Annotated in this window: 22 protein-coding genes; 16 read left to right on the top strand and 6 right to left on the bottom strand. The window is 71.2% G+C overall.

Annotation, left to right across the window (positions count from 1 at the left end; translation table 11 throughout):
• Nucleotides 1-72 precede the first annotated feature (72 nt).
• From Val02_RS23105 to Val02_RS23125, 5 genes are all read left to right on the top strand, one after another.
• Nucleotides 73-1,662 carry a phospholipase D family protein gene (locus Val02_RS23105; protein WP_203901258.1) on the top strand — a complete coding sequence of 530 codons (1,590 nt, stop codon included), beginning with the start codon at nt 73-75 and terminating at the stop codon, nt 1,660-1,662.
• Entirely contained in the window at nt 1,656-3,269 is a 1,614-nt protein-coding gene (locus tag Val02_RS23110) for a phospholipase D family protein (RefSeq protein WP_203901259.1), read from the top strand. The genes Val02_RS23105 and Val02_RS23110 overlap by 7 nt, the downstream gene beginning before the upstream one ends.
• Before the next feature lie 131 nt (nt 3,270-3,400).
• Entirely contained in the window at nt 3,401-4,981 is a 1,581-nt protein-coding gene (locus Val02_RS23115; RefSeq protein WP_203901260.1) for an MFS transporter, read from the top strand.
• A 16-nt stretch (nt 4,982-4,997) separates the two neighbouring features.
• On the top strand, nt 4,998-5,612 hold the full coding sequence (locus Val02_RS23120; protein ID WP_239153269.1) for a TetR/AcrR family transcriptional regulator: 615 nt from the start codon (nt 4,998-5,000) through the stop codon (nt 5,610-5,612).
• An 81-nt stretch (nt 5,613-5,693) separates the two neighbouring features.
• Nucleotides 5,694-6,017 (top strand): STAS domain-containing protein, encoded by a 324-nt coding sequence (locus Val02_RS23125; protein ID WP_203901262.1) that lies wholly within the window; start codon nt 5,694-5,696, stop codon nt 6,015-6,017.
• A gap of 4 nt (nt 6,018-6,021) precedes the next feature.
• On the opposite strand, the gene Val02_RS23130 is transcribed toward Val02_RS23125, so the two are convergent.
• Genes Val02_RS23130 through Val02_RS23140 form a run of 3 tightly spaced genes read right to left on the bottom strand, consistent with a single transcriptional unit; the run spans nt 6,022 to nt 8,151 of the window.
• A complete protein-coding gene (locus tag Val02_RS23130; RefSeq protein WP_239153270.1) occupies nt 6,022-6,672 on the bottom strand; it encodes a response regulator in 651 nt (216 codons plus the stop codon).
• 10 nt (nt 6,673-6,682) lie between these two features.
• Entirely contained in the window at nt 6,683-7,819 is a 1,137-nt protein-coding gene (gene macS, locus Val02_RS23135; RefSeq protein WP_239153271.1) for a MacS family sensor histidine kinase, read from the bottom strand.
• Nucleotides 7,816-8,151 carry a cupin domain-containing protein gene (locus Val02_RS23140; RefSeq protein ID WP_203901263.1) on the bottom strand — a complete coding sequence of 112 codons (336 nt, stop codon included), beginning with the start codon at nt 8,149-8,151 and terminating at the stop codon, nt 7,816-7,818. The genes macS and Val02_RS23140 overlap by 4 nt, the downstream gene beginning before the upstream one ends.
• A 103-nt stretch (nt 8,152-8,254) precedes the next feature.
• Here Val02_RS23140 and ruvC point away from each other — a divergent pair, with 103 nt between their 5' ends.
• The 9 genes from ruvC to Val02_RS23185 all read left to right on the top strand — a co-directional run bounded on the left by ruvC (nt 8,255) and on the right by Val02_RS23185 (nt 18,040).
• Nucleotides 8,255-8,785, top strand: coding sequence for a crossover junction endodeoxyribonuclease RuvC (gene ruvC / locus Val02_RS23145; RefSeq protein ID WP_203901264.1), 531 nt, complete (start codon nt 8,255-8,257; stop codon nt 8,783-8,785).
• A complete protein-coding gene (ruvA, locus tag Val02_RS23150) occupies nt 8,782-9,381 on the top strand; it encodes a Holliday junction branch migration protein RuvA (RefSeq protein ID WP_203901265.1) in 600 nt (199 codons plus the stop codon). Before ruvC ends, ruvA begins: the two co-directional genes overlap by 4 nt.
• The gene (gene ruvB / locus Val02_RS23155; RefSeq protein WP_203901266.1) at nt 9,381-10,418 is read left to right on the top strand and encodes a Holliday junction branch migration DNA helicase RuvB; all 1,038 of its coding nucleotides are present in this window, start codon (nt 9,381-9,383) and stop codon (nt 10,416-10,418) included. The genes ruvA and ruvB overlap by 1 nt, the downstream gene beginning before the upstream one ends.
• Nucleotides 10,419-10,558: 140 nt before the next feature.
• Nucleotides 10,559-10,984: a preprotein translocase subunit YajC gene (yajC, locus tag Val02_RS23160; protein WP_203901267.1), complete on the top strand. Its 426-nt coding sequence runs from the start codon at nt 10,559-10,561 to the stop codon at nt 10,982-10,984.
• Nucleotides 10,985-11,035: 51 nt separating this feature from the next.
• Nucleotides 11,036-12,880, top strand: coding sequence for a protein translocase subunit SecD (gene secD, locus Val02_RS23165; RefSeq protein ID WP_203901268.1), 1,845 nt, complete (start codon nt 11,036-11,038; stop codon nt 12,878-12,880).
• Nucleotides 12,881-12,883: 3 nt separating this feature from the next.
• The gene (secF, locus tag Val02_RS23170) at nt 12,884-14,083 is read left to right on the top strand and encodes a protein translocase subunit SecF (protein ID WP_203901269.1); all 1,200 of its coding nucleotides are present in this window, start codon (nt 12,884-12,886) and stop codon (nt 14,081-14,083) included.
• 68 nt (nt 14,084-14,151) lie between these two features.
• Nucleotides 14,152-14,700: an adenine phosphoribosyltransferase gene (locus Val02_RS23175; protein WP_203901270.1), complete on the top strand. Its 549-nt coding sequence runs from the start codon at nt 14,152-14,154 to the stop codon at nt 14,698-14,700.
• A 151-nt stretch (nt 14,701-14,851) separates the two neighbouring features.
• Nucleotides 14,852-17,356, top strand: a complete 2,505-nt coding sequence (locus tag Val02_RS23180) for a RelA/SpoT family protein (protein WP_203901271.1) — start codon at nt 14,852-14,854, stop codon at nt 17,354-17,356.
• Between the two features lie 153 nt (nt 17,357-17,509).
• Complete coding sequence (locus tag Val02_RS23185) at nt 17,510-18,040, top strand: RICIN domain-containing protein (protein WP_203901272.1); 531 nt, start codon at nt 17,510-17,512, stop codon at nt 18,038-18,040.
• On the opposite strand, the gene Val02_RS23190 is transcribed toward Val02_RS23185, so the two are convergent.
• The 3 genes from Val02_RS23190 to Val02_RS23200 all read right to left on the bottom strand — a co-directional run bounded on the left by Val02_RS23190 (nt 18,019) and on the right by Val02_RS23200 (nt 21,404).
• Nucleotides 18,019-19,494, bottom strand: coding sequence for a helix-turn-helix domain-containing protein (locus Val02_RS23190; protein WP_203901273.1), 1,476 nt, complete (start codon nt 19,492-19,494; stop codon nt 18,019-18,021). The two genes, Val02_RS23185 and Val02_RS23190, sit on opposite strands and share 22 nt — an antisense overlap.
• A gap of 127 nt (nt 19,495-19,621) precedes the next feature.
• A complete protein-coding gene (locus tag Val02_RS23195) occupies nt 19,622-20,476 on the bottom strand; it encodes a peptidylprolyl isomerase (RefSeq protein ID WP_239153272.1) in 855 nt (284 codons plus the stop codon).
• A 37-nt stretch (nt 20,477-20,513) separates the two neighbouring features.
• Nucleotides 20,514-21,404: a peptidylprolyl isomerase gene (locus tag Val02_RS23200; protein ID WP_203901274.1), complete on the bottom strand. Its 891-nt coding sequence runs from the start codon at nt 21,402-21,404 to the stop codon at nt 20,514-20,516.
• Nucleotides 21,405-21,576: 172 nt separating this feature from the next.
• On the opposite strand from Val02_RS23200, the gene Val02_RS23205 reads away from it, so the two are divergent.
• Both Val02_RS23205 and hisS read left to right on the top strand, forming a co-directional pair.
• The gene (locus tag Val02_RS23205) at nt 21,577-22,269 is read left to right on the top strand and encodes an MBL fold metallo-hydrolase (protein ID WP_203901275.1); all 693 of its coding nucleotides are present in this window, start codon (nt 21,577-21,579) and stop codon (nt 22,267-22,269) included.
• Nucleotides 22,270-22,277: 8 nt separating this feature from the next.
• Nucleotides 22,278-23,600: a histidine--tRNA ligase gene (gene hisS / locus Val02_RS23210; protein ID WP_203901276.1), complete on the top strand. Its 1,323-nt coding sequence runs from the start codon at nt 22,278-22,280 to the stop codon at nt 23,598-23,600.
• Nucleotides 23,601-23,709: the final 109 nt, after the last annotated feature.

Genomic DNA, 23,709 nt, shown 5'->3' on the forward strand with positions numbered 1-23,709 from the left:
TGGTTTCATCTCACACTTCGGAGGATCATCCATTCCGATTGGCAAGCTCGCGGATCGGGAAGGAACCAGTGCGTGTCGATCGAGGACTGGTTCCTGACGGACGAGCAGCGCGGTAACCCCGCCACGTCCATACCCGCCTGGCTGGACGGCAACCGCGTCGAGCCGTTGATTCACGGCGCCGACTACTTCAGCAGGCTCGTGGACGAGGTGGAAGCGCTCGGTCCCGGCGATCACCTGTTCTTCACGGACTGGCGGGGCGATCCGGACCAGTTGCTGCGCGAGGACGGGCCGACGGTCGTCGAGCTGTTCCGGGCGGCGGCCAAACGCGGGGTGGTGGTGCGGGGGCTGTTCTGGCGTTCGCATCTGGACATCGGGCAGTTCTCCCAGGAGGAGAATCGCGAGGTCGCCGAGAACATCGAGGCCGTGGGCGGGGAGGCGGTGCTCGACCAGCGGGTGCGCCGGCGCGGTTCGCATCACCAGAAGCTCGTGGTGCTGCGGCATCTGGACAATCCGGCGCGGGACGTGGCGTACGCGGGCGGGATCGACCTGTGTTACAGCCGCCGGGACGACGGGCGCCATCTCGGCGATCCGCAGGCCGTGCCGATGTCCAAGCACTATGGAGAGCATCCCCCGTGGCACGACGTTCAGGTCGAGATCCGGGGTCCGGCCGTCGGGGCGCTCGATCACTCCTTTCGGGAACGGTGGAACGACCGGACGCCGCTCACCGTCAAGCGCCCGTTCGCGTTCCTGCACGACAAGGTGCGCGGGGCCAACCTGGATCCGGATCCGCTGCCGCCCCCGCCGCCCGACCCGCCGGAGTGCGGGCCGCACGCCGTTCAGGTGCTGCGTACGTACCCCGCGGTGAAGCCGGCCTATCCGTTCGCGCCGCGCGGGGAGCGTTCCATCGCGCGCGGCTACTCGAAGGCGGTCAAGCGGGCGCGGCGGCTGATCTACCTCGAGGATCAGTACATGTGGTCCTCGGACGTGGCCCGGTTGTTCGCGCGGGCGCTCAGGACCAACCCGGAGCTGCACCTGGTGGTCGTGGTGCCGCGCCACCCCGACGTGGACGGCGCACTGGCGCTTCCGCCGAACATCGTCGGCCGTCAGCAGGCGCTCGCCCTGTGCCGCAAGGCGGGCGGCGAGCGGGTGCACGTGTTCGACGTGGAGAACGAGCAGGGCACGCCGGTGTATGTGCACGCCAAGGTCTGCATCGTCGACGACGTGTGGGCAAGCGTGGGCAGCGACAACTTCAACCGGCGTTCGTGGACGCACGACAGTGAGCTCTCCTGCGCGGTGCTCGACGGGACCCGCGACCCGCGGGAGCCGGTCGATCCGGCGGGCACCGGGGAGGGCGCCCGGGTCTACGCCCGCGAACTGCGCCTGCGGCTGTGGCGCGAGCACCTCGACCGGCCGATGGACGGCAGCGCGGACGACGACCTGATCGACCCGTCGAAGGCGGTCGAGGCGATCGCGGCGTCGGCCGACCGCCTGGACCAGTGGTACGCCGGTGGCAAGGTCGGCCCGCGCCCGCCCGGACGGCTGCGCTGGCACCGCCCCGAACGCCTGCACGTCTTCTCGAAGCTGTGGGCGGTTCCGCTGTACCGGGTCGTATACGACCCCGACGGGCGGCCGCTGCGTAAGAGACTGGCCAAGCGATGGTGAGCGGAGACGACAGTGTGCGCCGGGCCGAGGTAGACCTCACGGAGTGGTTCCTGGCGGCCGACGAGCGGGACAACCCGGACACGGCGCTGCCGCTGTGGACCACCGGCAACCGGGCCACGCCGCTGGTGCACGGCGCCACGTACTTCGACCGCCTGGTGGAAGAGGTGGAGGCCCTGGAGGAGGGCGATCACCTCTTCTTCACCGACTGGCGGGGCGATCCCGACGAACGGCTGCGCGACGAGGGCCCCACCGTGGCCGAACTCTTCGGCGCCGCGGCCCGGCGCGGGGTCGTCGTCAAGGGCCTGATGTGGCGTTCGCACCTGGACAGGTTCCAGTACAGCGAGGAGGAGAACAGGCACCTGGGCGAGGAGGTGGCGCAGGCCGGCGGCGAGGTGCTGCTGGACCAGCGGGTCCGGCGGGGCGGCTCGCACCATCAGAAGCTGGTCGTGCTGCGCCATCCGAACGCGCCGGAGCGGGACGTGGCGTTCGTCGGCGGGATCGACCTGTGCCACAGCCGCCGCGACGACGCCGCGCACGGGGGCGACCGCCAGGCCGTGAACATGTCGCCGCGCTACGGCGAGCACCCGCCGTGGCACGACGTTCAGCTGGAGCTGCGGGGGCCGGTCGTGGGTGCGCTCGACACCGTCTTCCGGGAACGCTGGACCGACCCGACGCCGTTGGACCATCACAGCCCGGTGGCCTGGGCCAGGGACAAGCTGGACGGGGCGGACCTGCGGCCGGACCCGCTGCCCGAGCAGCCGGACGCGCCGCCGGAGTGCGGGCCGCACGCCGTTCAGGTGTTGCGCACGTATCCGGCGATCAAGCCGGGGTACCCGTTCGCGCCGGTGGGGGAGCGGTCGATCGCCCGGGGCTACACCAAGGCGGTCAACCGCGCCCGGCGGCTGATCTACCTGGAGGACCAGTACCTGTGGTCCCGTTCGGTGGCGCGGCTGTTCGCGCGGGCGCTGCGCGCCAACCCGGACCTGCACCTGGTGGCGGTGGTGCCGCGCTACCCCGACGTCGACGGCGGGATGGCCCTTCCGCCCAACCTGATCGGCCGGCAGGAGGCGATCGCCCTGTGCCGCAAGGCCGGCGGCGACCGGGTGCACGTGTTCGACGTGGAGAACCACGCCGGCACGCCGGTGTACGTGCACGCGAAGGTGTGCGTGGTCGACGACGTGTGGGCCAGTGTGGGCAGCGACAACTTCAACCGCCGTTCGTGGAGCCACGACAGTGAGCTCTCCTGCGCGGTGCTGGACGGCGAACTCGACGGTCGAGCGCCGGACGATCCCGGTGGGCGAGGGGACGGGGCGCGCCGGTATCCCCGAAATCTTCGTCTTGCCCTGTTGAAGGAGCACCTGGACCTCGACGACGACGCCGACCTGGTCGATCCGGAGTCGCTCTTCCGGTGCCTGACCGAGCGGGCGAACGCCCTGGACGCGTGGCACGAGGGCGGGCGGAAGGGGCCGCGCCCGCCGGGGCGGCTGCGGCATCACCGGCCGGAGCGGCTCCCGCTGCCGACGCGGCTGTGGGCGCTGCCGGCGTACCGGCTGATGTACGACCCCGACGGGCGAGCCTGGCGGGACCGGTTCCGGAGGCGCTGGTAGCCGCCATTCCCGGAGCGACGCGATGTGACCCAACCCACTTTCGATACGAGACCGTTCCGTTTTTACCGGGGAGATCCGTAGAGTCTCCACGTGAAACGGAACCGTCTCGTATTTAATTTTGGGGGGAAGGCGTGAACGTTCCGGAGAACACCGGGCACCCGCGCCGCTGGGCCATCCTCGGGGTCCTCGTGGTGTCCCTGCTCGTCGTGGTGCTCGACAACACCGTGCTCAACACCGCCCTGCGCGTGATCGCCGACAAGGAACAGGGCCTCGGCGCCACGCAGGGCGAGCTGGAATGGGCGATCAACTCCTACACCCTGGTCTTCGCGGGCCTGCTCTTCACCGCCGGCGTCGTCGGCGACCGCATCGGCCGCCGGCTGATGCTGACCGTGGGGCTCGTCGTCTTCGGTGCCGCGTCGCTGGCCTCGGCCTACGCGCAGAGCCCGGAGCAGCTCATCGCGGCGCGGGCGTTCATGGGGCTCGGCGCCGCCGGCATCATGCCCGCCACGCTCTCGATCATCTCGAACGTCTTCGACCCGCGCGAACGCGCCCGTGCCATCGGCGCGTGGGCCGGCGCGGTCGGGCTCGGCGCGGCCATCGGACCGCTGGTCGGTGGCGGCCTGCTGGAGAAGTTCTGGTGGGGCTCGGTCTTCCTGATCAACGTGCCGATCGTGATCGGCGGCGTGGTGGCCGTGACGGTGCTCGTTCCCGAGTCGAAGGACCCGAAGCCCGGGCGCATCGACGTCGGCGGCGTGCTGCTGTCCATCGTCGGCCTCACCGCGCTCGTGTACGGCATCATCCACGGCGGCGAGCACGGGTTCGACCGGCCGCAGGCGTGGGTGTCGATCGTGGCCGGCGTGGCGGTGCTCGCGACGTTCGTGTGGATCGAGAGCCGCTCGACGCACCCGTCGCTGGACGTGCGGCTGTTCCGCAACCCGGCCTTCTCGGCGGCCTCCGCCGCGGTGGGGCTGGCGTTCTTCGCCGTGCTCGGGTCGTTCTTCTTCATCGTGTTCTACCTGCAGCTGGTGCGCGGGCTGTCGCCGCTGGAGACGGGCTGGCTGATGGTGCCGTTCGCGGTGGCGCAGCTGATCTTCGCGCCGCGCAGTGCGGCGATGGTGCGCCGCTTCGGGCCGAAGTTCGTCGCCTCGGGCGGGCTCGCGCTGACGACGCTGGCGCTGGTCGGGTTCACCCTGATCCGGGCCGACACGCCGGTCTGGACGGTCGGGGCGCTCTTCTTCCTGATGGGCGTGGGCATGGCCAACGTCATGCCGCCGGCCACGGAGTCGATCATGTCGACGCTGCCGCGCGAGAAGGCCGGCGTGGGCTCGGCCGTCAGCAACACCGTGCGCCAGGTGGGGGGCGCGCTGGGTGTGGCGGTGCTCGGTTCGCTGCTGTCGGCGGCGTACCGCAACGCGATGGACGACCAGGTCGCCGGCCTCCCGGCACCGCTGGCGAAGGCCGCGAAGGAGTCGCTCGCCGGCACCTACGGCGTGGCCGACGGCCTGGGGGAGCGCGGTGCGGCGCTGATCGCCCCGGCGAACGCGGCGTTCATCGACGCGATGCACATGGTGGCGCTGGCCTCGGTGTTCGTCGGCGCGATCTCGGTCGCCGTGGTGCTGGCCTGGATGCCGCGCCGCAGCACGACCGCTCCGACGCCGACGCAGAAGCGGGAGACACCACAGGAACCCGCGTTGGCCGAGGCCACCGTGTAACGCCACAATGAATTCCATGACGCCAACCACTGCCGCGGTCGACCCGGACAAGCGCACCCCGGGCCGGCCGCGCAGTGCGCGCGCCGAGCAGGCCATCATCGACGCCGTTCTCGACCTGATCGCCGAGGACGTCGCCATCGAGGCGCTGTCGATCGAGTCCGTCGCGGCGAAGGCCGGCGTCGGCAAGGCCACCATCTACCGGCGCTGGTCCTCGAAGGAGGATCTGATCGTCGACGCGGCCGCCTCGCTCAAGCTCCCCGTGCCGGACCTGGTCGGGGAGGACGTGCGGGACGACCTGATCGCGCTCCTGACGTCGATGGGGCCGAGCGAATCGGCGACGAAGCGCAACCACGTCTTCACCTGCCTCTCCGCGCAGGTGCAGCGCAGCCCCGAGCTGCAGGTGTGGTACCGCAAGGTGATCGAGCCGCGGCGCGAGCGGGTGCGCGAGGTGCTGCGCCGCGGGATCGCCGAGGGCATGCTCCGCCCGGACCTCGACGTCGAGGTCACGTTGACCGTTCTGTCCGCACCCATGACGGGACGTCCGATCGGCGGCCTTCAGACCCAGATCGATCGGGGGGAACTGGCGGAGCGGGTGGTGGACGCCGTACTCGATGGCGCGCGCCGCCGCTGACCGTTCCGGCATGTTGGCACACATCGCCGAACAGGCGACAGGAAGCGGACAGGCGGCCCGGTTCAGGGCAGTATGGGGGCTGTGACGGTGGAGCCCGGTACGCAGTTGGACGTGGACCCGGCCGGAGGCGGGCTGATTCGCCTCCACGGGGAGCTGGACATCCGCACCTGCGTGAAGCTTGAGCAGGTGGTGGGTGTCGCCGTCGACGAGGGGCGCCGCGTGGTGCTGGACCTCGCCGAGCTGACGTTCTGTGACTCGACCGGACTCGCCGGACTGGTGCGGCTGCACAAGCGGGCCCAGGCGGCCGGCGGCGAGCTGGTGCTGCGGGACCCGGTGCCGCGCGTGCAGACCCTGCTCGGGCTGACCGGCCTCGACCGGCTCTTCCCCATCGAGAGCACGGTCTGAGGCGTTACTCCCCGTCGAGCCCTTGCTCGATGGCGAAGCGCACCAGCTCCACCCGGTTGTGCAGCTGGAGCTTGCCGAGCGTGTTCTGCACGTGGTTCTGCACGGTGCGGTGCGACAGCACGAGGCGTTCGGCGATCTGCTTGTAGGAGAGCCCCTTCGCCACCAGCCGCAGCACCTCGGTCTCCCGGGTGGTCAGCTGCGGCACGTCGGGCGTCGCCGGGGTGCTGGCCAGCCGCCGGTACTCGCCGAGCACGAGGCCCGCGAGCCCGGGCGTGAACACCGCGTCACCGGCCGCCGTGCGCGCCACCGCGTCGAGGAACTCCGCGGGCGACGCCGACTTCAGCAGGTAGCCGGCCGCGCCGGCCTTCACCGCGTCGAGGACGTCCTGCTGCTCGCCGCTCGCCGAGAGCATCAGCACGCGGGTGCTCGGGTGCGCGTTGAGCAGGCCGCGGATCACCTCGACGCCGGAGAGGTCGGGCAGCTGCAGGTCGAGCACCACCACGTCGGGGCGGGTGGCGGCGGCCAGGCGCACCGCGGCGGCGCCCTCACCCAGGCAGGCGGCGATCTCGTAACCGGCGGCCGCGAGGTCACGGGCGACGCCGTCGCGCCACATCGGGTGGTCGTCGACGACCATCACGCGGATTGCCTCCCCCATGCCGCACACCCTAGTTGGTGCGCGGTACGCGGAGTTCGACCTCGGTGCCCTCACCCGGTTTCGAGTAGATCTCGACGGTGCCGCCCAGGTCGGCGAGGCGTCCCTTGATCGACTGTGCGACCCCGAGCCGGCCCTCCGCCGCCGCGGCGTCCAACCGGCCGGGCTCGATGCCGGGGCCGTCGTCGCGCACGGTCACGGTCACCGCGTCGGGTTCGTCCTCCACCAGCAGCCAGGCCCGCGCGTCCGGCCCGCCGTGCTCCCGAACGTTGTCCAGCGCGGCGCCGATCGCGGCGGCCAGGCACTCGGCCGCGGCGGCGGGGAGCAGGACCGGTTCGGCCGGCTCGGCGAGGGTGACGTGCGGTGCGCCGAAGCGAGCCAGCTCCGCGCGCAGGTCCACCGGGCCGCCGGTCCGGTCGGGCGCCGGCCGGCCGAACGCCACCAGCGCGCGCAGCGCCGCCTCCTGCTCGCCGGCGAGTCTGCCCAGTTCGGCGGCCTCGCCGCCGATCTCCGCGCCGCGCCGCTGGACCAGGGCCAGCACCTGCAGCACGGAGTCGTGGATGTCGCGGGCGAGGCGTTCCCGCTCCCGGGTGGCCGCTTCGAGTTCGGTGGCGCGCTGAAGACGTTCCTCCGCGGAGACGGCGAGACGGGCGACGTGACCCACCGTCATCCCACCCAGGAGGAGCAGGACGGCGCCGGTCGGCGACCCACCACCCGGAACGTCGATCGCCTGCGTCCCGAAGTCGCACACGCCCATGACCGCACCCGCGATCACGCCCACGGTCCGCCCGCCCGCGACCGCCCACGCCAGAACGGGCGCCGCGTGCCACGTCACCGGCAGGATCGACTGCCCGGCGCCGAGCGCCTCGGCGCCCACGATCGGGCGGCTGAGCAGCACCAGCACCACCGCCACCAGGAGATCGACGGTGTACAGCGGCCACCCCCGCACCCGCGAACTCCCGTACGCCCACAGCATCGCGCCGGTCCACGCGATCATGACGGCCAGCACGCCCCAGCCCGCGGCCTGATTCGCGAACGTCTCCGCGCCCGCCACGATCCGCACGGTCGCGTAGGTGAGCGCGAGCACCCGGAACACGCCGAGCGAGCGCCACAGCGTGGCCTCGAACGCGGCGGTGTCCCCGGCGCTCACGTGGCCCGCGAGTACTCGGCCGGCCCGAAGATCACCAGCGCGGCGAAGTCCTCGCTGATCTCCACGAACCGGTGCACCTCCCCGGCCGGCACGAACAGCACGGCGCCCGGCACCGCGTCCGCCTCGCCCGACTCCGTGACCAGCCGCGCGCGACCCGCCGTGACGACGTAGATCTCGTCCTCCGTGTGCGGGCCCTGCCCGTCCGCACCGCCGGCCGCGATCGAGTACGTACCGACCGAGAGGTCCGGTACGGACAGGTGCTCGACATAGTTGGCGGTCTTCGCCGGGTCGTTCGACGGCGTGAACGCGCCCGCCCCGCTGACGATCTGCATGGTGGCTGACGGTAGCGGCTCCGGGAGCGGGCGTGTCGACGTCCACGCGCGATCGGGTGGCCGCTAGGGTCGAACCGGTGTTCGAGCGGGAGGAGGCCGTGGGGTGCGGGTGCTGGGCGTCGACCCCGGGCTGACCCGGTGCGGTGTCGGCGTGGTCGACGGGCGTCCGGGCCGTCCGGGCACCCTAGTCTTCGTCGACGTGGTCCGGACCGACCCCGACCTCGAGCTGGGCGACCGGTTGCTGCACCTGTCGCGGGAACTGACCCGGCACATCGCCGAGCACCGCCCGCAGGAGGTGGCCGTCGAGCGGGTGTTCGCCCAGCACAACGTGCGCACCGTCATGGGCACGGCGCAGGCCGGCGCGGTCGCCGTGCTGGCCGCGGCGCAGGCGGGACTGCCGGTACGGATGTACACGCCCAGCGAGGTGAAGGCCGCCATCACCGGTTCCGGGCAGGCGGACAAGCGGCAGATGACGGCCATGGTCACCCGGCTGCTCCGGCTCGACTCGCCGCCCCGGCCGGCCGATGCCGCCGACGCGTTGGCCCTGGCCATCTGCCACACGTGGCGGGGGACCGCGCAGAGCCGGCTCGCGGCCGCGCTCGCCGCCCAGCGCAACCCTGGAGGAAGATCATGATCGCAAGCGTGCGCGGGCGGGTCGCGGCACTCGCCCCGGACACCGCCGTCGTCGAGGTCGGCGGCGTCGGGCTCTCCGTCGTGTGCACCCCGGGCGTGCTGGCCGGGCTGCGGGTCGGCGCGGAGGCGCGGCTGGCCACCAGCCTGGTCGTCCGCGAGGACTCGCTGACCCTGTACGGGTTCGCCGACGACGACGCGCGCACGCTGTTCGAGCTGCTGCAGACCGCCAGCGGCGTCGGCCCCCGGCTGGCCCAGGCCGCCCTCGCGGTGCACGCGCCGGACGTGCTGCGCCGGGCCATCGCCTCCGGCGACACCACGACGCTGACCCGGGTGCCGGGCATCGGCAAGAAGGGCGCCGAACGCCTGGTGCTGGAGCTGCGGGACCGGGTCGGCCCGGTCGAGGGCGTCTCGGCGGCGGCCCCGGTGAGCGCCGGCTGGGCGTTCCAGGTGCGCGAGGCGCTGGTCGGGCTCGGGTGGACACCGCAGCAGGCCGACCAGGCGGTCGCCAAGGTGGCCGAGTCGCTCGACGGGCAGTCGCCGCCGGCCGTTCCGGTGCTGCTCAAGCAGGCCATCGGGCTCCTCGGCCGGGCCCGGTAATGACCGACTCCATGGTCTCGGCGTTCGCGGCGCCGGAGGAGCGGGACGCCGAAGCGAGCGTGCGGCCGAAGCGGCTCGAGGAGTTCGTCGGCCAGCCGCGCGTGCGGGAGCAGCTCGAACTTCTCCTGCACAGCGCCATGCGCCGCGGCACGCCGCCCGATCACATCCTGCTGTCCGGCTCGCCCGGCCTCGGCAAGACCACCCTCGCCATGATCGTCGCCGCCGAGCTCGGCACCGGCCTGCGGCTGACCAGCGGCCCCGCCATCGAGCGCGCCGGCGACCTCGCGGCCGTCCTGACCAGCCTCGGCCCGGGTGACGTGCTGTTCATCGACGAGATCCACCGCATCGCCCGGCCGGCCGAGGAACTCCTGTACAGCGCGATGGAGGACTTCCGGGTCGACGTGGTGGTCGGCAAGGGGCCGGGCGCCACCGCGATCCCGCTGGACGTGGAGCCGTTCACGCTGGTGGGGGCCACGACGCGGGCGGGCCTGCTGACCGGGCCGATGCGCGACCGGTTCGGGTTCACCGGGCATATGGACTTCTACGAGCCGGCCGAACTTCACCGGGTGCTGACCCGTTCGGCCGGCATCCTGGGCATCCCGATCACGCCCGAAGGTGCCGCCGAGATCGCGGGCCGTTCGCGCGGCACGCCGCGGATCGCCAACCGGCTGCTGCGCCGCGTGCGGGATTACGCCGAGGTGCGTGGGGCCGGTGTGGTGGATGTCGACGCCGCGCGCGCCGCACTCGCCGTTTACGACGTCGACGCGCTCGGATTGGACCGGCTCGACCGGGCCGTTCTGAAAGCGCTGGTGGAGAATTTCAGCGGGGGACCGGTCGGTTTGTCGACCCTCGCGATCGCCGTCGGAGAACAGCCGGACACCGTCGCCGAGGTCTGCGAACCCTTTCTCCTGAGGGTCGGACTCCTCGCCCGTACCCCCCGCGGGCGAGTGGCGACCGTCCATGCGTGGCACCATCTGGGCAGGACACCACCGCCGGTGGCGGGCCTGCAAAACGATTTGTTTAGTCTGGATACGTAAAGCTCCGTGTGACTGGACCGTGATCTCGGGCTGGCCCAACTCGCAGCTTCACCGATTAGACTCTCCGCGGTTCGTGTCGCGGACCGATTACATACCGGGTTCGCCCACGTGGATCCGGTCGACGGAAGGCCAGGAAAGAGATGCCCATCCCCAGCGCCGCGCCGGCCCAGGGTGGTGGAAGCAATATCAGCTTCTTCCTCATGTTGCTGCTCGTCTTCGGTGCCATGTACTTCCTCCTCATCCGCCCGCAGCAGAAGCGGCGCAAGCAGGTGCTGGAGATGCAGTCGCACATCGGCCCCGGCGACGAGGTGCTGACCATCGGCGGCCTGTTCGGCGTGGTGCAGGAGATCGACGACGAGTACGTCGTTCTCGAAGTGGCCACCGGCATCACCAACCGCTACGCGCGTACCGCGATCAGTTCGGTCGTCAACAAGGCCGACAGTGACGACGACGTCGCGGACGAGGAGGAGAGCGGCACCGAGGCGGTCGCCGCTGTCGAGTCCGAGCCCTCCACCGCCACCACCAGCAAGAAGGTCGACACCACCAAGGCCGTCGACTCCGACTGACGCACCCGCAGTCGCCACCCGGAACGCCATTCGCAGGGAGACCGAACCACCGTGGCCGCACCCACCGGACAGCTCAAAGCGTCGAGGTACTTCCTGGCGCTCGCGGCGATTCTCGCCGTGCTCTACGGGCTGGTCTTTTTCACGGGCTCCAAGAAGCCCGACCCGAAGCTCGGCCTGGACCTCCAGGGCGGCACGTCGATGACCCTGAAGGCGAGCACGCCCGACGGCAAGGCACCCGACCGCGAGCAGCTGGAGCAGGCCCGGCGGATCATCGCCGAGCGGGTCGACGCCACCGGTGTCTCCGAGCCCTCCGTCAACATCGACGGCGACCAGAACATCGTCGTCCAGGTGGCCGGTGACGTCGAGGAGGCCGAGCTGCGCCAGCTCGTCGCCCCGGCGACGCTGCGCTTCCGCAAGGTGCTCAGCACCCAGGCGGACGAGTCGGGTGAGGACGCCAACGCGACCACCAGCCCGTCGGCGAGCGCCTCGGCCTCGACCGGTCCGTCCGGCTCCGCCGCGCCGTCGGCGAGCGGGAGCGCCAGCGCCGCCCCGAGCGCCTCGGGTTCCGGTTCCGCGGCGCCGAGCGGCTCCCAGTCCGCCAGCGGCAGCGCGGCGCCGAGCGGCAGCGGTTCGCCGTCCGTCGACGCGCGCACCCTGAAGCTGCGTGAGCAGGTGGTCGCCAAGCTGGGCGACGCGCTCGACATCGCCGGCCAGATCCAGGACCCGAGCCAGATCTCGCAGATCCCGCCGGAGATGCTGGCGCCGTTCAGCACGCTGACGCCCGAAGAGGTGTCCGTGCTGCCGGCCCAGACCCAGCTGATCATCCCGCAGATCACCTGCCAGAAGCTCAACCAGCGGCCCGCCGGTTCGATCACCGACGAGAAGCAGCAGGTCGTGGCGTGCGGCGAGGAGAACGGCGCCCCCACGAAGTACCTGCTCGACATCGCCAAGGTGCTCGGTGAGGACGTCAGCGGCGCCGACTTCGGCAACGACCCCAGCCAGGGCTGGGTGGTGTCGCTGAAGTTCAAGAGCGGTGGCCAGGACAAGTGGACCAAGCTCACCAGCGAGGTCTACGGCGGCGGCAGCACCCCCGAGGAACAGCGCCGGGTCGCCATCGTGCTGGACAACAAGGTCGTCTCCGCGCCGACCATCCAGGGCGTGATCTCCGGCGACGCGCAGATCTACGGCAGCTTCTCCCGCACCGACGTGCAGACGCTGTCGCGGCAGCTCAAGTACGGTTCGCTGCCGCTGGCGTTCTCGATCGAGTCCTACGACACGGTCAGCGCGACGCTCGGCCTCGCGGCCCTGCGCGGCGGTCTCCTCGCCGGTGCCATCGGCGTCGGCCTGGTCATCCTGTACTGCTTCTTCTACTACCGGGCGCTGGGCCTGGTGGTGGTGCTGAGCCTCGTGGTGTCGGCGGCGACGATCTTCGCTTCGCTGATCCTCCTGGGTCGCAACTTCGGTTACACGCTCAGCCTCGCCGGCGTCGCCGGGTTCATCGTGGCGATCGGTATCACGGCGGACTCCTTCGTCGTCTTCTTCGAACGACTGAAAGACGAGGTCAAGGACGGCCGGACGGTCCGCAGCGCGGTACCCCGGGCCTGGTCCCGGGCGCGGCGGACGATCCTGTCGGCCGACACCGTCCTGATGCTCGGCGCGGTCGTGCTGTACATCCTCGCCGTCGGTGGCGTGAAGGGCTTCGCGTTCACGCTCGGCATGTCCACCATCATCGACCTGGCGGTGGTGTTCCTGTTCACGCATCCGCTGGTCGCGGTGCTGGCCCGGTCCAACGCGTTCACGTCGCCGCGGATCTCCGGGCTCGGCAACCTGCGTTCCGACCGGGCCGCCTCGGCGACCACCGGTGGGCGCGGCTCGCTTCGGACTAAGGAGTCCTGAGTCATGGGTGGTCTTCGCCGGCTCTACCGGGGCGAGACGAACATCAACTTCATCGGCACCCGGAAGCGGTGGTACGCCGCCTCCCTGCTGATCGTGTTGGTGCTCATCGGCAGCATGGCCTTCAAGGGCTTCCACCTCGGCGTCGAGTTCGCCGGCGGCAGCCAGTTCGTGGTGCCGGTGCAGAGCGGCACCACGGTCGAGAAGGTGCGGGAGGCGGTCGAGTCCGAGGGCATCACCGTCGTCTCCGCGCAGACCGTCGGCACCGCCGGTAAGGACCCGAAGTACCTGATCCGCACGCCCAAGCTCGACGACGAGCAGCGTGAGAAGGCGCTCGACGCGATCGTCGACACGGCCAAGGTGTCGCAGAACCAGGTCACGGCCACCGAGGTCAGCAGTTCCTGGGGCAGCGAGGTCACCGAGCGGGCACTGCTCGGCCTCGCGGTCTTCCTGGTGCTGGTCGCCGGTTACCTGTGGGTGCGCTTCGAGCGGCAGATGGCGCTGGCCGCGATCGGCGCGCTGATCCACGACCTGATCCTGACGGCGGGTGTGTACTCGCTGTCCGGCTTCGAGGTCAGTCCCTCCACGGTCATCGGCCTGCTGACGATCCTGGGCTTCTCGCTCTACGACACGGTCGTCGTGTTCGACAAGGTCGAGGAGAACACCCGGGGCCTGCTCGGCTCCAGCCGCCAGACCTACGCGGAGGCGGCCAACACCGCGGTCAACCAGACCCTCATGCGTTCGATCAACACCTCGGTGATCGCGCTGCTGCCGGTCGCGGGCCTGCTGTTCGTCGGCGCCGGTCTCCTCGGCGTGGGAACGCTCAAGGACCTCGCGCTCGTGCTGTTCGTCGGTCTGGCGGCCGGTGCCTACTCGTCGATGTTCCTGGCGACGCCGTGGCTGGTCGACTTCAAGCTGCTGGACTCCCGGTACAAGCTGCACACGCAGCGGGTGCTGGCCCGGCGGGCCGGCATCGACCCGAAGGAGGCCCGCAAGGGCGCCCGGGCGACCAAGGCGGCCGCGAAGAAGGCCAACCTCAGCAAGAGCGAGGACGACGAGGTCGACGAGGTCGAGGACGAGGAGATCGAGGAGCCGGTCGCGGCGTCGTCGCGTTCCTCGCGGGGCGGCGCGCCGCGTCCCGGTGGCCGGCCGGGGCCGGGTGGTCGCAACGCGCCGCGCAAGCGGCAGGGCGGCAAGCGCCGCTGAGCAGGACCTGATGGGCCCGGCACCGTGTGGATGGTGCCGGGCCTCTTCTTGAGCATGGGAGGGACGTCATGGCAGCCAAAGGGGACAGCGGGGAGAAGCTCGCCGCGCTGATCGCGAGTCGGATTCTCGACGTGCCGGACTTTCCGAAGCCGGGCATCGTCTTCAAGGACCTGATGCCGCTGTTCGCCGACGGTGCGGCGTTCACCGAGGTGATCGACGGGATCGTGGCGCACCACGGGCGGACCGGGTTCGACGTGGTGGCGGGCATCGAGGCGCGCGGGTTCGTGATCGCGGCGGCCGTCGCCTACGCGGCGGGAACGGGCGTCATCCCGGTGCGCAAGGCCGGCAAGCTGCCGCGCGCTACGCTGTCGGCGACCTATGCGCTGGAGTACGGCGAGGCGTCGATCGAGGTGCACGCGGACGCGTTCACTGCGGGGCAGCGTGTGCTGGTGGTGGACGACGTGCTCGCGACGGGCGGGACCGCCGAGGCGACGCTGGGCCTGATCGAACGGGCCGGCGGTTCCATCGCGGGGTTCAGTGTTCTCCTGGAACTCGAATTCCTCAACGCGCGACAGCGGCTGTCGAATCGCCAGGTACACGCGCTTCTGAAGGTGTAGGCCAACCGGCCAGGCCTCGTCGTCGACGTGGCATCTGGCCCGTGGGGTGCGGGTACGATGGGCGCGCGGCTCGGCGGGACCGGTCCGCTTGCGAACACGGCACCCGGAAGGGTGTGGAGGCGGGGTTTGCGTGGTCGAGGAGGAGCGCTCGGTGTCCGGCGAAGTCGCGCCTCCGGCGGAGGGTTCGGTCCGGCCGGCCGGGACATCCACCGGGGTTGACGAAAGCGGGGACGGCGCCGCTGTGGTCCTGCCGTTCCCGGAGGCGTCCGAAAACGGTGGGTCGACGGCTGCCAACGGCGGATCCGCGCGCCCGGCGTCGCCGCGGCCCGTGACGAGCGGCCCGCAGGGCTTCGTCCCCGGTGCCGAGGACGACTCGCCGTCCAGCGCGTTCGGGCTGCTGGGCACGCCGACCGGTCGCCGGGTGCGGGCGCGGCTCGCCCGGTTCAACGCGCCGTGGCAGTCCTCGCAGGTCAGTTCGGTGCTGGAGCCGCTGATCTCGGTGCACCGCAAGTCGCATCCGAAGGCGGACCTGCGGCTGTTGCAGAAGGCCTACGACAAGGCCAACGAGCTGCACCACGGGCAGTACCGGCGCTCCGGCGACCCGTACATCACGCACCCGCTCGCGGTGGCCACCATCCTGGCCAACCTGGGCATGGACTCGACGACCCTGGTGGCGGCGCTGCTGCACGACACCGTCGAGGACTGCGAGTACCCGCTGGACGAGATGCGCGCGGAGTTCGGCGGCGAGGTGGCGCTGCTGGTCGACGGCGTGACGAAGCTGGACAAGGTCAAGCTCGGCGACGCGGCCAAGGCCGAGACGATCCGCAAGATGGTCGTCGCGATGGCCAAGGACCCGCGGGTGCTGGTCATCAAGCTGGCCGACCGGCTGCACAACATGCGCACGCTGACGTTCCTGCCGCGGGAGAAGCAGGAGCAGAAGGCGAAGGAGACGCTGGAGATCCTCGCCCCGCTGGCCCACCGGCTCGGTATGAACACGATCAAGTGGGAGCTGGAGGACCTGGCGTTCGGGACGCTCTTCCCGAAGCGGTTCGAGGAGATCCATCGCCTGATCAACGAGCACGCGCCGCAGCGGGAGGCGCTGTTGCGGCAGGTCACCCAGAAGGTCGGCAACGACCTGCGCACCGCCAAGATCAAGGCGGAGGTGTCCGGCCGGCCGAAGCACCTGTACTCCGTGTACCAGAAGATGATCGTGCGCGGGCGGGAGTTCGCCGACATCTACGACCTGGTCGGGGTGCGGATCCTGGTCGACAGTGTGCGGGACTGCTACGCGGCCCTCGGTGTCATCCACGCCAACTGGCAGCCGGTCCCGGGCCGGTTCAAGGATTACATCGCGATGCCGAAGTTCAACATGTACCAGTCGCTGCACACGACCGTGATCGGGCCGACGGGTAAGCCGATCGAGCTGCAGATCCGTTCGTACGCGATGCACCGCACGGCGGAGTACGGCATCGCGGCGCACTGGCGCTACAAGGAGACCAAGAACGCCACGATCGCCGGCCCGCCGGCGCACATCGACGAGATGACGTGGCTGCGGCAGCTCCTGGACTGGCAGCGCGAGGCGGCCGACCCGAGCGAGTTCCTCGACGCGCTCCGCTTCGACCTGTCCAGCCAGGAGGTGTACGTCTTCACGCCGAAGGGCGACGTGATCGCGCTCCCGGCCGGGTCGACGCCGGTGGACTTCGCGTACGCGGTGCACACCGAGGTCGGGCACAAGTGCATCGGCGCCAAGGTCAACGGCAAATTGGTGCCGCTGGAGTCGACGCTGTCCAACGGCGACGTGATCGAGATCTTCACGTCCAAGTCGGAGACGGCCGGCCCGACGCAGGACTGGCTCGGGTTCGTCAAGAGCCCCCGGGCGCGCACCAAGATCCGCCAGCACTTCAACAAGGAACGCCGCGAGGAGGCCATCGAGGAGGGCAAGGACGCGCTGCTCAAGGCCATGCGCAAGCAGGGCCTGCCGATGCAGCGGCTGCTCACCTCCGACGCCCTGCTGGCCATCGCGCGGGACCTGCACCTCGCCGACGTGGCGGCCCTGTACGCCGCCGTGGGCGAGAGCCAGGTCTCCGCGCAGTCCGTCGTGCAGCGCCTCGTCGCCGGCTACGGCGGGGAAGAGGGCGCGGTCGAGGACATCGCCGAGACGGCCATCCCGACCAAGCCGCCGCGGGTGCGCACCTCCGCGCAGGACCCGGGCGTGGTGGTCAACGGCGACGACGACATCTACATCAAGCTCGCGCGCTGCTGCACACCCGTGCCCAACGACGCGATCTTCGGCTTCATCACCCGTTCCGGCGGGGTCAGCGTGCACCGGGACACCTGCGCCAACGCCGCCGACCTCAAGGCCCAGCCGGACCGGCTGCTCGAGGTGCAGTGGAAGCCGACGAGCGCCTCGACGTTCCTGGTCTCCATCCAGGTGGAGGCGCTGGACCGCAACCGGCTGCTGGCCGACGTGACGCGGGTGTTGAGCGAGGAACGGGTCAACATCCTCTCGGCGACGGTGACCACGACCCGCGACCGGGTGGCGGTGAGCCGGTTCAGCTTCGAGATGGCCGACCCGCAGCACCTGAAGCATCTGCTCGGCGCCGTCCGCAAGGTGGACGGTGTCTACGACGCCTACCGGGTGACGTCCGGCGCGTGAGCGTGTCCGGTCCCGTCCTGTGGACAGGCCGGACGGGGCCGCGGTGAGCTGCGGCGACAGCCGGCGTGCGCGCCGGTGTACGGAGTTCGGCCGGTGCGGGTGAGCGCGCTGGCAGGTTCATCGCATCCCTCCACACACATCAGAGGAGACGGGATGCGTAACAGGCTCACGATCGCCCTTCGGGTCATGGCCGCGGCGGTGTTCGTCGCGTCGCTCGGACTGGCCGCTCCGGCGGAGGCCGCGCCCTCGACCGGGTTCTTCATGATCCGGTCGAAGATGAACAACAAGTGCATGGTCCCGAAGGGCAGCGGGACCGGGAACCACGTGCCGATCGTCATGTTCACCTGCCGGAGCGGGGACCCGTGGCAGTTCTGGACGGTCATCGACAACAACGGCACCTCGAAGCGGTTCATGAACAAGCACAGCGGCCGTTGCCTGGACATCGCGGCGAACAGCGACGGCGAGGTCACGTTCGGGACCCGGCTCCAGACGTTCAGCTGCGACATCGCGGCGCAGTGGATCGAGGACCCGTTCGGCGCGAACGTCCTGCTCCGCTGGGCGAACCGGCCGTTCTGCATCGACATCGTGGACCGGAACCCGGGCAACAACGTGCCGGTGCAGATGCTCGATTGCAAGCCGTTCGAGGACGGCCAGCTGTGGAACTACCTACCCCAGACCGCCTGACGGGCTGAGGCGTCGCCGCTCACCGGTCGGTACCCCACCAGGTACCGGCCGGTGTCGCGCACCAGGAAGTCGTCGAACGCCGGGCCGGCCGTGCGCACCGGGCCGGCGGCGTAGGAACGCAGCAGGTCGTGGCATGTGTAGCGGCCCGGCGGCCGTTCGACCAGCAGGTTGGCGTTGAGCAACTCCGCGAGCAACGGCCGGATCCGGTCCGGCGGCAGCTCCGCGTGGTAGGCCGCGGTGGCGGCGTCTAGGTCCGGTTCGGGCCGGCAGGCGATGAGCCGCAGCAGCCGCGCCGCCTCCGACGACAGCGTCCGGTAGGACCAGGACAGCACGGCGCGCATGTCGGCGAACGGCCCACCGTCGGCGACCCGCAGGACGTCGAGGCGGGTGTCCACGGCGCGCAGTTCCTCGGCCAGCGCGCGCAGCGAACGGACGGGTGCGCCGGCGGCCCGACCGGCGGCGATGGCGAGTGCGGCCGGCAGCCGTGCGCAGCCGTCGATGACGGCCTCGGTGGCCGCCCGATCCGCCGTGGTCCGTGGCCGGCCGAGCCGGTGCTCCAGCAGTTCCCACGCCTCGTCGGCGGTGAGCGGGTCGAGCGTCATCGTCCGGGCGCCCTCGGTGACCGTCAGCGGGGTGAGCCGGCAGCGGGCGGTGATGACGACCATGCACCCCGGGGCGCCCGGCAGCAGCGGACGCACCTGTTCGGCGTCGCGGGCGTTGTCCAGCACGAGGAGCACCCGCCGACCCGCGATCAGGCTGCGGAAGCGGGCGGTGCGACCGGCCGGGCACGAGGGAACGTCCGCCGCCGGCACACCCAGCGCCGCGAGGAAGAAGCCGAGCGCCGCGTGCGGCTCCACCGGCTGCCCGCCGGGGGCGTGCCCGCGCAGGTCGAGGTGGAGCTGCCCGTCGGGGAACCGCACGGCGGCCCGGTGCGCCCAGTGCACGGCGAGCGCTGTCTTGCCGACCCCGGCGGTGCCGGTGAGCGCGACGATGGGGTAGCCCGGCCGCAGGTCGTCGGCGCCGGCGAGCGCGGCGTCAAGGGCGTTCAGCTCGGCGGAACGGCCCACGAAGCCGGCCGTCGCGACGGGCAGTTGCGCGGGCACCGGCCCCGTTCGGTGCGGCTCGCCAACCGTCGGTCCCGTGGCCGGCGCGCTGAACGCGTACTCGAGCACCGTGAACCGGGGCCGCCAGTGTTCGGCCAGGCCGGTGCGCAGTGAGAGGCGTTCGGTGCGGCTGTTGTCGACGGCGTGCTCGCGGATGCACTCGACCAGCCCGGCGACGACCTGCCAGTCCGGCGGCCGGCGGATCTGCCCGTTGAGGATCGCGCTGAGCTGGCTCTTGCCGAGTCCCAGGCGGCCCGCCATCACCCGCAGGCTCGGCCCGCCCGCCTGGGCCCGCAGCTGCCGCAGATCCGTGCAGAGTGACGCGAGCAGTTCCTGTGCCGACGGCGCCATCGACCCTCCCCCGTGCGTCGGTCGCGGCGCGACCTGGCTCCGGCTTGTGAGGCGTTCCCCGTCGTTCCATACGAAAGTGGCCCGGGACAGGGGTCCCGGACCACTTCTCTGCGACGTCGCGTGGGAGCTAGGCGACCTTCTCGACCGTCACGGTCTGGATGATGGTCTCCAGCTTGGGCATGCCGCCGCCCGGCTCGGGCTCGTACTTGCCGTCGTCGCCGGCCTCGGCGATCTTCTTCACCACGTCCAGCCCGGCCGTGACCTTGCCGATCACCGTGTACTGCGGCTGCAGCGCGTTGTCCTTGTACACGAAGAAGAACTGGCTGCCGTTGGTGTTGGCGCCGGCGTTGGCCATCGCGACCAGGCCCTCGGAGTAGGCCGGGCGGCGGTTGGTCGGCAGGTTCTCGTCGTCGAACCGGTACGTCGGGCCGCCGGTGCCGTCGCCCTGCGGGTCGCCGCACTGCAGGGCGCCGATGGCCGGCACCAGGCGGTGGCACTTGGTGTTGTCGAAGAACTTCTTCTCCGCCAGGTACGCGAAGCTGCCCGCCGTGCAGGGCACCTTGGTCAGGTCCATCTCGACCTTGATGACGCCCTGGTTGGTGGTGATCGTCATGACCTGCTTGCCGGTGCGCGGCACGTCGGCGCTCGGCTTGCCGACCTCCTTGGCACCGGAGGGCAGCGGCGCCGGGGAGGACGGGGTGGACGCGCCCGGCTCCGGGTCGTTGACGCCGCGGTACGTGCACGTGGTCGGCGTCGACGAGGCGGACGGGTCGCCGCTCGGGCTCGCGCTCGGCTTGTCGTTGCCGTCGGAGGTGGCGATGGCCACCCACACGATGGCACCGACGAGGACGGCACCGGCCGCCACGCTGGCCACGATGGTCTGCGTGCGGCGGCGCTTGGCGGCCCGCTCGGCGCGCAGCGCCATGTCGCGTTCGAGCCTGGCCCGAGCTGAGGCACGCGCGCGGTCGCGGTTTGACGTCACGGTCCGTTCTCCCTGGTCTTTGCGGTCTTGTGGGGGGTCAGGAGGTGCTGGCGCTCGGGGCGCTGCTCGCCGACGGTGCCGTCGAGGCGGAGGCGCTCGGGGCGGGCTCGCCGGCACTCATCGTCAACGACTGGATGACGACCTCCTCCTTGGGGGCGCCGTCGGTGTTGCCCTCGGCAGTGCCCGCCTTGGCGAGGGTCTGCACCACGTCCAGGCCCTTGGTGACCGTGCCGAGGACCGCGTAGTTGGGGTCCATCGTCGAGTCCTGGTACACGATGAAGAACTGGCTGCCGTTGGTGTCGGCACCCGAGTTGGCCATGGCGATCGTGCCGGCCTTGTAGACCACCTTGCCGGCCGGCGGGGCGGCGCTGGCGCTGGCGCTGGGGTCGGTGGCCGGGGTGCTCGCGGCGGGGGTCGGCAGGTTCTCGTCGGCGAACTTGTAGCCGGGGCCGCCCTTGCCGTTGGCCGCCGGGTCGCCGCACTGCAGGACGAAGATGCCCTCGGTGGTGAGCCGGTGGCACTTGGTGTCCTTGAAGTAGTCCTTGCCCGCCAGGAACGTGAAGCTCGCCGCGGTGCACGGCACCTTCGACACGTCGATCAGGGCCTCGAGTTCGCCCTTGTTCGTCGTGAGCTTCATCGTCTGGAAGCCGTTTTCGAGGATCTTCTCCGTCGGCGGCCGACCGACGTCCTTCGATCCCTCGGCGGCCTCCGTGGTCCACGCGCACTTCTGCGCCAGGGGGTCGACCTTGTCCGGCTCGAACACGCCGCCGATCCACAGGCCGCCGAGCACCACCAGGACCAACGCGATGCCAGCGGCCGTACCGGCCTGGATCTGGCGCTTGCGGCGGGCCGCGGCGGCACGGCGAGCGATCTGCCGCTCGAGCTTGGCGCGTGCCAACGCGCGCTGGCGGTCCTTGGTGCGGGCCACGGTGCTAACCCCTTCCGATGTCTTACCCATCGTGTACTGCGGCGCGGCCCACCTAGGACACGCCCCGGCGAGTGTACGGTCCCGGACTTCGAGGCGTGTGCGCGACCGGTCCCGGTTTGGCTACAGATACTCTGTGACAGGTCCACTGCCCGCTTTGCTGAGAGGTTTCCCAGTGTTCGTCGCCGGTTTCCCCGCTGACGCGTTCGGCACCAACTGCTATGCCGTCGCCACCGCGCCGGGGGAGCAATGCGTGGTCGTCGATCCCGGTATCGGCGTGACCGAACGCCTCGACGACCTGCTGAAGGAGCATCGGCTGCACCCCGTGGCGGTGCTGCTGACGCACGGGCACCTGGACCACACGTTCTCGGTGACGCCGGTGTGCGAGGCGCGGGACATCCCGGCCTATCTGCACCCGGCGGACGACTTCATGCTGGCGGACCCCGCCAAGGGACTCTCGATGGACCTCCGTGAACTTTTCGGCGGCAGGTTCACCTGGGCGGAGCCGAGCGACGTGAAACCGCTCGCCGACGGGTCGACCCTGGAGATCGCCGGGTTGGAGATCACGGTCGACCACGCGCCGGGCCATACCGGCGGGTCGGTGCTGTTCCGGCTCCCCGGCGACGACGCACCGCTGTGCATCAGCGGCGACGTGCTCTTCCAGGGATCCATCGGGCGCACCGACCTGCCGGGCGGCGACATGGGTCAGATGCGGACCAGCCTGCGGGACAAGATCCTGCCGCTGGCCGACGAGACCGTCGTCCTGCCCGGCCACGGCCCCGCGACCACCATCGGCCGTGAACGCGCGAGCAACCCGTTCCTGCGCGAGGTCCAAGACGGACCGGCGGCCCCCACCAGAGGCTGGTAGACCTTTCCATGACCCGTCCCACTCCACTGTCCGGCTTCCCCGAATGGCTGCCCGGACAGCAGATCGTCGAACAGCGCTTCGTCGAACGCCTCCGTTCCGTCTTCGAGCTGCACGGGTTCGCGCCGGTCGAGACCCGCGCCGTCGAGCCGCTCGACCAGCTGCTGCGCAAGGGCGAGACCTCCAAGGAGGTGTACGTGCTGCGCCGGCTGCAGGCCACGCCGGAGGACACCTCCGACGAGCAGCTCGGGCTGCACTTCGACCTGACCGTGCCGTTCGCCCGCTACGTGCTGGAACACGCCGGCAAGCTGCAGTTCCCGTTCCGCCGCTACCAGATCCAGAAGGTGTGGCGCGGCGAGAGCCCGCAGGCGGGGCGGTACCGGGAGTTCCGCCAGGCGGACATCGACATCGTCGACCGCGACGAGGTCGGCCTGCACTACGACTACGAGCTGCCCCTGGTGGCGGCCGAGGCCCTCGCCGGGCTGCCGATCCCGCCGGTGGTGATCCACACCAGCAACCGGAAGCTGGCGCAGGGGTTCTACCGGGGGCTGGGCGTCGAGGATCCCGCCGCCGTCCTGCGGATCGTCGACAAGCTCGACAAGATCGGGCCGGACAAGGTGGTCGCCGCGCTCGTCGCGGAGGGGCTCTCCGACGGTCAGGCCAAGGCGTGCCTGTCGCTCGCCGAGGTGGTCACCCCGGATGCCTCCTTCGTCGAACGGGTCGCCGCGCTCGGCGTCTCCGACCCGCTGCTCGACGAGGGGCTGGCGGAGCTGGCGACCGTGCTGAGTGCGGCGTCGGAGCTGGCGCCCGGGCTGCTGGTGGCGGACCTGAGCATCGCGCGGGGGCTCGACTACTACACCGGCACGGTGTACGAGGGGAAGATGCGCGGGTTCGAGAAGTCGGGAGCCGTGTGCGCGGGCGGGCGTTACGACAACCTCGCCAGCACCGGCACCGATCGCTTCCCGGGCGTGGGCATCTCGATCGGGGTGTCGCGCATCCTCGGGCTGCTGTTCGGCTCGGGCGCGCTGTCCGCGTCGCGGCCGGTGCCGACGTGCGTGCTCGTGGCGCTGCCCGACGAGGCACGCCGGCGCGAGTGCGACCGGATCGCCGTGGCCCTGCGCGCGCGGGGGATCCCGGTGGAGGTGGCGCCGACGGCCGCCAAGTACGGCAAGCAGATCCGCTACGCCGACCGGCGGGGCATCCCGTTCGTGTGGTTCCCCGGCGAGGAAGCCGGTGCCGGCGAGGTGAAGGACATCCGCTCCGGCGACCAGGCCCCCGCGGATCCCGCGACCTGGGTGCCCCCGGCCGAGGACCTGCACCCCACGCTCGGCTGACGCCGGCGCACGGCGGCCGGACGGTGTGATCCGGCCGCCGGAGGCGAGCGTGACCGCACGCGGGCGCGGGAGCGTAGACCCGGAGGGTCCAGTGGTGCGGCCCGGGAGG

Source organism: Virgisporangium aliadipatigenens, from assembly GCF_016863615.1.
Classification (GTDB): Bacteria; Actinomycetota; Actinomycetes; order Mycobacteriales; family Micromonosporaceae; genus Virgisporangium; species Virgisporangium aliadipatigenens.